The organism is Streptomyces graminilatus (assembly GCF_001418565.1).
Classification (GTDB): Bacteria; Actinomycetota; Actinomycetes; order Streptomycetales; family Streptomycetaceae; genus Streptomyces; species Streptomyces graminilatus.
This window is the reverse complement of the sequence record NZ_LIQQ01000735.1, coordinates 1-7,653: the sequence shown is the minus strand read 5'-3', so window position 1 is coordinate 7,653 and position 7,653 is coordinate 1. Positions and strand designations below refer to the sequence as shown.

Genomic DNA, 7,653 nt, shown 5'->3' with positions numbered 1-7,653 from the left:
CCGAACGCCTACGTCGGCCTCCGCCACGCCGAGGCCGACGTAGGCGTTCGGATCGTCCTGGTTCTCTTCAGGCCTGGGAATCGATGACATGCCCGCCACGGTAGGCGCCGACCTGCGCCCGGGGAACCCCGTACCCCCGCGCCACGCAGCATTCCGTACGGCTCCGGTCACACCCGCGTCACAAGATCACATCAGCTTCTTCGAGCGATAATCCGCACGCGGGCCGCCATACGGAAGGCTGGTCACCCATACTTCCGACCGCCATTCGAACGAAATTCGCCGGCACTCCGCGAGCCCCGTATAAACCCCGTTCACATTCGCCGGAAGAGCGAGTCGAGGACAGTGAATTGCGCCGCCCGCCCCCACCGTGACGTCTTACGCGTCCCTTCCGCATGCCACACCCATGCCGCGTGTGGTGATGCCGCACGTCGGGCCGTCGGCGGGTCGACAGGACGCGTAAAACACCCACGAGTTCCTCATACAATCTCCGCATCACATCTTCACGACGGTGCCTCTGTGCTGCTCCGGTCAAGCGGTGACCGGTCCACCGCGCGAGACAGCCGGTCCCGGGAGGTCCTGATCACGTCGACGAGTTCCGCGGGCTCCAGCACCTCGAACTCGAAGCCCATCATCATCACGTGAACGACCATCACATGGAGGCTCGCGGCCCCGGTCCGCAGCAGACAGGCCTCCTCGCCGTCCGGCTCCAGCGTCCCGGCGGAGGGCGAGATCCGCTCGGCGGCCTCCGCGAGGGGCACCAGCAGGCGTACGACGGCGTGCGAGGCGTACGCGTGCGTGGAGACGCCCCGGGAGACATAGGCGGCGAGATCGTCCGCGGGTGGCGTACGAGGGGCGAAGCGTGGTCCGTGCGGCGGCTTCGGCGTGATGCGGTCCACGCGGAACGTACGCCAGTCGGCGCGGTCGACGTCCCAGGCGACCAGATACCAGCGCCGCTCGGTGCACACCAGGCGGTGCGGCTCGACGGTACGGCGAGCCATCGACACAGCCCCCTCGTGGCCCCGGTACTCAAAGCGCAGCCGCTCCGCGTCCCGGCACAGGTGGGCGAGTTCGGTGAGGACGGCCGGGTCGACGGCGGAGGACTGCGGCCCGCGCAGCATCGGTACGGTGAAGGCGTTCAGGGCCCCGACCCGTCGGCGGAGCCGGTCGGGCAGCACCTGTTCGAGCTTGGCCAGGGCGCGTACGGAGGTCTCGCCGATGCCTTCGATGCCCTGTCCGGCGGCGGTCCGCAGCCCGACGGCCACGGCGACCGCCTCGTCGTCGTCCAGCAGCAGCGGTGGCAGCTCGGCACCGGCGCCGAGCCGGTAGCCGCCCCCGGTGCCCGGACTGGCGTCCACGGGATAGCCGAGCTCGCGCAGCCGGTCCACGTCCCGGCGGACGGTACGCGGGGTCACACCGAGGCGGTCGGCCAGGTCGGGGCCCGACCACTCACGGTGGGCCTGTAGCAGCGAGAGCAGGCGCAGCAGCCGTGCCGAGGTCTCCAACATGGGGCGAGTCTGCCAGCGATCGCGGACAGCCACTGTCCTCGTCGACCTCTATGGACGAACGACCACTACGGACTCGACGGCTCGCGGGTTGCCGGGACGCCGGTGCCCCACCCGGTCCGAGGACCGGGTGGGGCACCGTGGCCGAAGCAGGCGAAGCGGCTCAGCGGCTGGAGCGGCTCCGAAGTCGCGCGCTCAGAAGTCGAGCTTCTGCCCGGGCATGATCAGGTCGGGGCTGTCGCCGATGACGGCCCTGTTGGCGGCGTAGAGGTGCTGCCAGGTGGTCGTGTACCGGGCGGCGATGCCGCTCAGGGTGTCGCCCGCGCGGACGGTGTAGTCGCCACGGGACGCGCTACGGCCGACGTGGGCCGGCGCACGCTCCGGTGCCTTCGACGGCGTCTCGGAGGCGGTGGACCCGCCGGAACCGTTGGTCTTCCCTGCCGACCGGTCGCCGCCGGACGGCTTGGCCGACTTCGTCGTCGACCCGGTGGCGGCCGAACCGGAGCCCGAGTCGGAACCCGAACCGGAGCCCGATGCGGCGGGAGCGCTCCCGGACGCACCGGCACGCGCCGAACAGGTGGGCCAGGCGCCCCAGCCCTGGGCGCCCTGGACCTTGGTGGCGACGGCGATCTGCTGGGACCTGGTGGCCCCGTCGGCGGTGGCCGCGTACGCCGTACCGCCGTAGGCGCGCCAGGTGCCGGCGGAGAACTGGAGTCCTCCGTAGTAGCCGTTGCCGGTGTTGATGTGCCAGTCTCCGCCGCTCTCGCACTGGGCGATGCGGTCCCACACCCCGCCGTCCGCCGCCGCGGCGTTGCCGGTCGCGGCCACCAGGCCGAGCGGAGCGAGCAGTGCCGCTCCGGTGAGGACCGCCGTCTTGCGCGTCTTGCGGGTGTAACTATCGGCACATTCGGACATGAAGATCCCTCTCCACAGACCCGGGCTCCCCCTGACCGGAGCACACCGACCCCGCGTCAGACGCGGTCGGCGCACTCCGCTCCGTCCACCGGCCGTAGTGCTGCGCGTTGTCTGGTTCTGCGCTGCCGGCGGACCTTCCCGAGCGGTGCTAGGTGCACACGGCGGAGGAATCTATGGACCCTGACGTGCCGATTTCAACCAACTCCCCTTTCTCCCAGGTCAGTTCATGGTTACCGCAGGTAACGACAAATTTCGGGCACCCACTTCATGCGCCCATTTCCTGATTTGTCGACCACGCGCTCGAACAAACTGTGAGTCAGTTCACCGAACCAACTTCCGTAACCTGTCCGTTACTTGACCAAGAGTGCTCGATTCCACACCCACTGTGACCACATGCGGAGGATGGTTCGATTACGTTCGCCCCGCAGCGTGACCCCTGACACAGATGGCCGTTGTCATCTTTATGAGCCCGGACTGTCCGGGCCCACCGGCCGGGGGCGACCCGGCCCCGCCACGCACCGCATCCCGAGGGAGCCACCCGTGCCGCGCATGCTCGATGTCAGCGACGAGGTCCGCGCCGAGATCGGCGACGAAGAAGCCGACCGTCTGCTCGCCGGCGACAACGCTCCGGGCAGTTACGACTGCACGTCCTGCCGCACGCCGGGCGACTCCGCCCAGGAGCGCACCAGCACCGTTCTCTTCATCGGGGACGAGACCGCCGTCCTCGCCTTCGCCCACGCGGGCTGCCTGCCTTCGCAGGTCGTCCAGGTCACCGAGGAGCAGCTCCAGGGCGCGGTCCGCTCCATCAACGCCGACGAGGAGGCCCCGATGGCCGCACCCGAGCAGGCCGTACTGGGAGTCACCAGCGGACTGGTCCTGATCGAGGGCGAGTTGCACCCCGCCCTGGTCGTCGAACCGACCGCCCCGATCGTCCGCCCCGGCGCGACCGGCGCCGGCGACGACTTCCTGCCGCTCCTCATCGAGCAGGGCTTCATGCCCCTGACCGAGCTGACGGAGGTGCCGCCCGTGCTGCACGGCTGGTCGGTGCTGCTCGCGGCGGGCCAACTGCACGCCGTACTCCAGCCGGGCCCGAACGGCGGCTCCGCGGTGGCCTGGTGGCAGGCGCACCAGCCGCTCCAGGTCACCGACAGCTGGCGTGCCGCCGCCAACAAGCACCAGCAGGTGCTGGTGTTCGCGGCGCCGGTCGGGTCGATCGGGCGCCAGCCCCGGGAGGATCTGCTGCGGGACGCGCTGGACAAGGCCGCGGGGATCGGGAAGCTGGTCGCCAGCGCGTTGCCTCTGGCGGGCACCTGAGCGCTGTAGCGGTGGGGGGCTTCGGCTGGTTGGCGGCTGACGGTTGAGTGTGGCTTGTCGCGCCCACGCGGCGGGAGCCGCAAATGTCGCAGCCCCGCGCCCCTGGCAGGCGCTTCGCGACCCTGCCAATCCTCTTCCCGGCCGCATCCGATGTGGGGTGGGGTCGTTTGGAGGGGTGTGCACACCTACGATGTCCCCCGCCGCCAGTCCTATCAGTCGGTTCCGTCCGCGCGGTCGACCCAGGACTACATCAGCGGCCCATCGGCCACGCCGATCTACGACGCGCTCTACGCCGAGTACGGCAAGTCCTTCCGTTCGCTGCCGGGCGACCGGAGCGGCGAGGACGAGCTGGGCTTCTCGGCCTTCGGGAGGAGCCCGGGCGGCCTCACCCAGTACGGCGGCTCGTACGGCTCGGGCACGGGCTCGTACAGCGCCTACAGCGCGGGGGCGTTCAGCGCGCGCAACGGCGGCCAGGGCGGTGGGCAGCAGTCCGTGTGGCAGCGGGTCGGCCAGCCCGACCCGCCACAGGGGCAGCCGGCGCCCCCGACCCCGACCGCCGTATGGCCGGCAGGCGGGCGGCAGCAGCACTACACCGGGATGACCCACATCCCGGCGGCGCTGCCACCGGGTCCGCGCCGAGGTGCGTGACCACGACCCGGATGTGACTGAGGGCGGCCCCTGACGGGAGCCGCCCTCAGTCATGACATCCGCTACTTCTTCCGGCCGCGCTTCTCGCGCACCCGGACCGAGATGTGGATCGGCGTGCCCTCGAAGCCGAACTCCTCGCGCAGGCGGCGCTCGATGAAGCGGCGGTAGCCGGCCTCGATGAAGCCGGAGGCGAAGAGGACGAACCGCGGCGGCTTGGTGCCCGCCTGGGTGCCGAACAGGATGCGCGGCTGCTTGCCGCCCCGGATCGGGTGCGGGTGGGCGGCGACCAGCTCGCCGAGGAAGGCGTTCAGCCGGCCCGTCGGGACCCGGGTCTCCCAGCCCGCGAGGGCGGCCTCGATCGCCGGGACCAGCTTCTCCATGTGGCGGCCGGTGCGCGCCGAGACGTTGACGCGGGGCGCCCACGCCACCTGGGCGAGCTCGGTCTCGATCTCCCGCTCCAGGTAGTAGCGGCGCTCCTCGTCGAGGGTGTCCCACTTGTTGTAGGCGACGACGATCGCGCGGCCCGCCTCGACGGCCATGGTGACGATGCGCTGGTCCTGGATGGAGATGTTCTCGGAGCCGTCGATCAGGATGACCGCGACCTCGGCCTTCTCCACGGCGGCGGCCGTACGCAGCGAGGCGTAGTAGTCGGCGCCCTGCTGGAGGTGGACGCGCTTGCGGATGCCCGCCGTGTCGATGAACTTCCAGGTGACGCCGCCGAGTTCGATCAGCTCGTCGACCGGGTCACGGGTGGTGCCCGCCATCTCGTTGACGACGACCCGCTCCGAGCCCGCCACCTTGTTCAGCAGCGAGGACTTGCCGACGTTCGGGCGGCCGATGAGGGCGATACGGCGCGGGCCGCCGACCGCGGCGCCGAAGGTCTGCGAGGGCGCCTCGGGCAGCGCCTCAAGGACGGCGTCCAGCATGTCGCCGGTGCCCCGGCCGTGCAGCGAGGAGACGGGGTGCGGCTCGCCGAGCCCGAGGCCCCACAGGGAGGTGGCGTCGGCCTCGCCGCTCGGCCCGTCGACCTTGTTGGCGCACAGGACGACGGGTTTGCCGGCCTTGCGCAGCAGCCGGACGACCGCCTCGTCGGTGTCGGTCGCGCCGACCTTGGCGTCCACGACGAAGACGACCGCGTCGGCCGCCTCGATCGCGTACTCGGCCTGCGCGGCCACGGAGGCGTCGATACCGAGGACGTCCTGCTCCCAGCCGCCGGTGTCGACGACCTTGAAGCGCCGCCCGGCCCATTCGGCCTCGTAGGTGACGCGGTCGCGGGTGACGCCGGGCTTGTCCTCGACGACGGCCTCGCGGCGCCCGATGATGCGGTTGACGAGTGTCGACTTGCCGACGTTCGGCCGCCCGACGACGGCGAGAACGGGCAGCGGCCCGTGCCCCGCCTCGTCGATCGCGCCCTCGACCTCCTCGATGTCGAAGCCCTCGACCGCGGCGAGCTCCATGAACTCCGCGTACTCGGCATCGCCAAGCTCTCCGTGCTCGTACTCTCCCGAGCCCTCGGAGGGAATGTGGTCGTTCATGAAGTCCGTACCTCGTTCATCGTGGTGATCGGTGGAACCGCCCGGTTGTCGGGTGATCCACTACTCAAACTGCCCAAACCGCTCAAGTACTCAAGTGTCGCTCAGCGCTCGGCGCAGCGCCCCGCGTTTTCCTCACGTGCCAACGTGCCCAACCCGCCCAACGTGCCTAACGTGCCTCACGGCCGGTGAGCCGTCGGGCGTTCTCCAGATGCGCGGTGAGCTGCTTCTGGATGCGTACGGTCGCCTCGTCCAGCGCCGCGCGCGTACGCCGCCCGGTGCCGTCGCCCGCCTCGAACGGGTCACCGAAGACCACGTCGACGCGGCTGCGCAGCGGAGGCAGCCCCTTTATCAGCCGTCCGCGCCGGTCGGTGCTGCCCAGCACGGCCACGGGAACGACCTGTGCACCACTGCGCACGGCGAAGTAGGCGAGCCCGGAGCGCAGTGCGGCGAAGTCGCCCTCGCCACGGCTGCCCTCGGGGAAGATCCCGAGGACCCCGCCCCTCTCCAGCACGCTCAGGGCCTGGGTGATCGCCGTGCGGTCGGCGGTCGAGCGGTCCACCTTCACCTGGCCGAGGGCGCGCATGGCCGGATCGAGCGGGCCGACCCACGCCTCCTTCTTCACCAGGAAGTGGGACGCCCGGGGCGCGACGCCGATGACCATCGGGCCGTCGATGTTGTGCGAGTGGTTGACGGCGAGGATCACCGGACCGGTCGCGGGGACCTTCCAGGCGCCCAGGACGCGCGGCTTCCACAGCCCGTACATCAGGCCGACGCCGATCCGGCGCCCGACCTCGGCACCTCGCAGCGACGGAACGTTCGACGGGTCGCTCACTTCGCGTCCCGCTTCTCCCCGACGAGGGTGACGACGCACTCGATGACCTGCTCCAGGGTCAGATCGGAGGTGTCGACCTCCACCGCGTCGTCCGCCTTGGCGAGCGGCGAGGTCTTGCGGCTGGAGTCGGCCGCGTCCCGCTTGAGCAGCGCCTCCCGGGTGGCGTTGACGTCGGCCCCCTGAAGCTCACCGCTGCGGCGGGCGGCACGCGCCTCCGGGGACGCGGTGAGGAAGATCTTCAGGTCGGCGTCGGGCAGCACGGTCGTGCCGATGTCCCGCCCCTCGACGACGATCCCGTTCTCGGCGTCCGCGGCGATGGACCGCTGGAGCTCGGTGATCAGGGCGCGCACCTCGGGTACGGCGCTCACCGCGCTGACCTTGGAGGTGACCTCCTGGGTGCGGATCGGGCCGCCGACATCGGTGCCGTCCACGGTGATCGTCGGGTTCAGCGGGTCCGTACCGGAGACGATCTCGGGCTTGCCCGCCACGGCGGCGATCGCGGAGGGATCGGTGAGGTCGATCTCGTTGTTCACCATCCACCAGGTGATCGCCCGGTACTGGGCCCCGGTGTCCAGGTAGCTCAGCCCGAGCTGCGCGGCAACGGCCTTCGACGTGCTCGACTTGCCGGTGCCGGAAGGCCCGTCTATGGCGACAATCACTGCGGCGCGATCCACTGTGGAGGCACCTTTCCTGGTCCGGGGTGGTGGGGCGGGGGCGCTGGGTGCCCCGGACAAGGTTACTTGGTGCGGGTCCCTCGTCCGGCCGCACGCCTGTCACTACCTCGTCGACGCCGGTTCCGGCATCTTCAGCCCGTCCGGTGCGCATACGACGCCGGCCCGGTCATTTCAGCCCGTCCGGCACCTGGGGACGAGCCCGCACACCATCAGCCCGTTGGGGGTCCCCCCTC

Annotated in this window: 7 protein-coding genes; 2 read left to right on the top strand and 5 right to left on the bottom strand. The window is 70.7% G+C overall.

Annotated elements, in window-relative coordinates:
* Window positions 1-500: 500 nt before the first annotated feature.
* Complete coding sequence (locus AOK08_RS40830) at window positions 501-1,505, bottom strand: helix-turn-helix transcriptional regulator (protein WP_055535499.1); 1,005 nt, start codon at window positions 1,503-1,505, stop codon at window positions 501-503.
* 192 nt (window positions 1,506-1,697) lie between these two features.
* A complete protein-coding gene (locus AOK08_RS40825) occupies window positions 1,698-2,417 on the bottom strand; it encodes a LysM peptidoglycan-binding domain-containing protein (RefSeq protein ID WP_055535497.1) in 720 nt (239 codons plus the stop codon).
* A 540-nt stretch (window positions 2,418-2,957) separates the two neighbouring features.
* Between AOK08_RS40825 and AOK08_RS40820 the strand changes: the two genes are divergently transcribed.
* Window positions 2,958-3,731 carry a hypothetical protein gene (locus AOK08_RS40820; protein ID WP_055535496.1) on the top strand — a complete coding sequence of 258 codons (774 nt, stop codon included), beginning with the start codon at window positions 2,958-2,960 and terminating at the stop codon, window positions 3,729-3,731.
* 177 nt (window positions 3,732-3,908) lie between these two features.
* Window positions 3,909-4,379 (top strand): hypothetical protein, encoded by a 471-nt coding sequence (locus AOK08_RS40815; RefSeq protein WP_055535493.1) that lies wholly within the window; start codon window positions 3,909-3,911, stop codon window positions 4,377-4,379.
* Between the two features lie 62 nt (window positions 4,380-4,441).
* Here AOK08_RS40815 and der read toward each other — a convergent pair whose 3' ends face one another.
* The 3 genes from der to cmk all read right to left on the bottom strand — a co-directional run bounded on the left by der (window position 4,442) and on the right by cmk (window position 7,420).
* On the bottom strand, window positions 4,442-5,914 hold the full coding sequence (gene der / locus AOK08_RS40810) for a ribosome biogenesis GTPase Der (RefSeq protein ID WP_055535492.1): 1,473 nt from the start codon (window positions 5,912-5,914) through the stop codon (window positions 4,442-4,444).
* Between the two features lie 166 nt (window positions 5,915-6,080).
* Window positions 6,081-6,785, bottom strand: coding sequence for a lysophospholipid acyltransferase family protein (locus AOK08_RS40805; RefSeq protein ID WP_055535487.1), 705 nt, complete (start codon window positions 6,783-6,785; stop codon window positions 6,081-6,083).
* Window positions 6,743-7,420 carry a (d)CMP kinase gene (gene cmk / locus AOK08_RS40800; protein WP_055535485.1) on the bottom strand — a complete coding sequence of 226 codons (678 nt, stop codon included), beginning with the start codon at window positions 7,418-7,420 and terminating at the stop codon, window positions 6,743-6,745. The genes AOK08_RS40805 and cmk overlap by 43 nt, the downstream gene beginning before the upstream one ends.
* Window positions 7,421-7,653: the final 233 nt, after the last annotated feature.

Excerpts from the sequence above, each read along its gene's own strand:
- AOK08_RS40830 (WP_055535499.1), bottom strand. The coding sequence starts at position 1,505 with ATGTTGGAGACCTCGGCACGGCTGCTGCGCCTGCTCTCGCTGCTACAG.
- AOK08_RS40825 (WP_055535497.1), bottom strand. The coding sequence starts at position 2,417 with ATGTCCGAATGTGCCGATAGTTACACCCGCAAGACGCGCAAGACGGCG.
- der (WP_055535492.1), bottom strand. The coding sequence starts at position 5,914 with ATGAACGACCACATTCCCTCCGAGGGCTCGGGAGAGTACGAGCACGGA.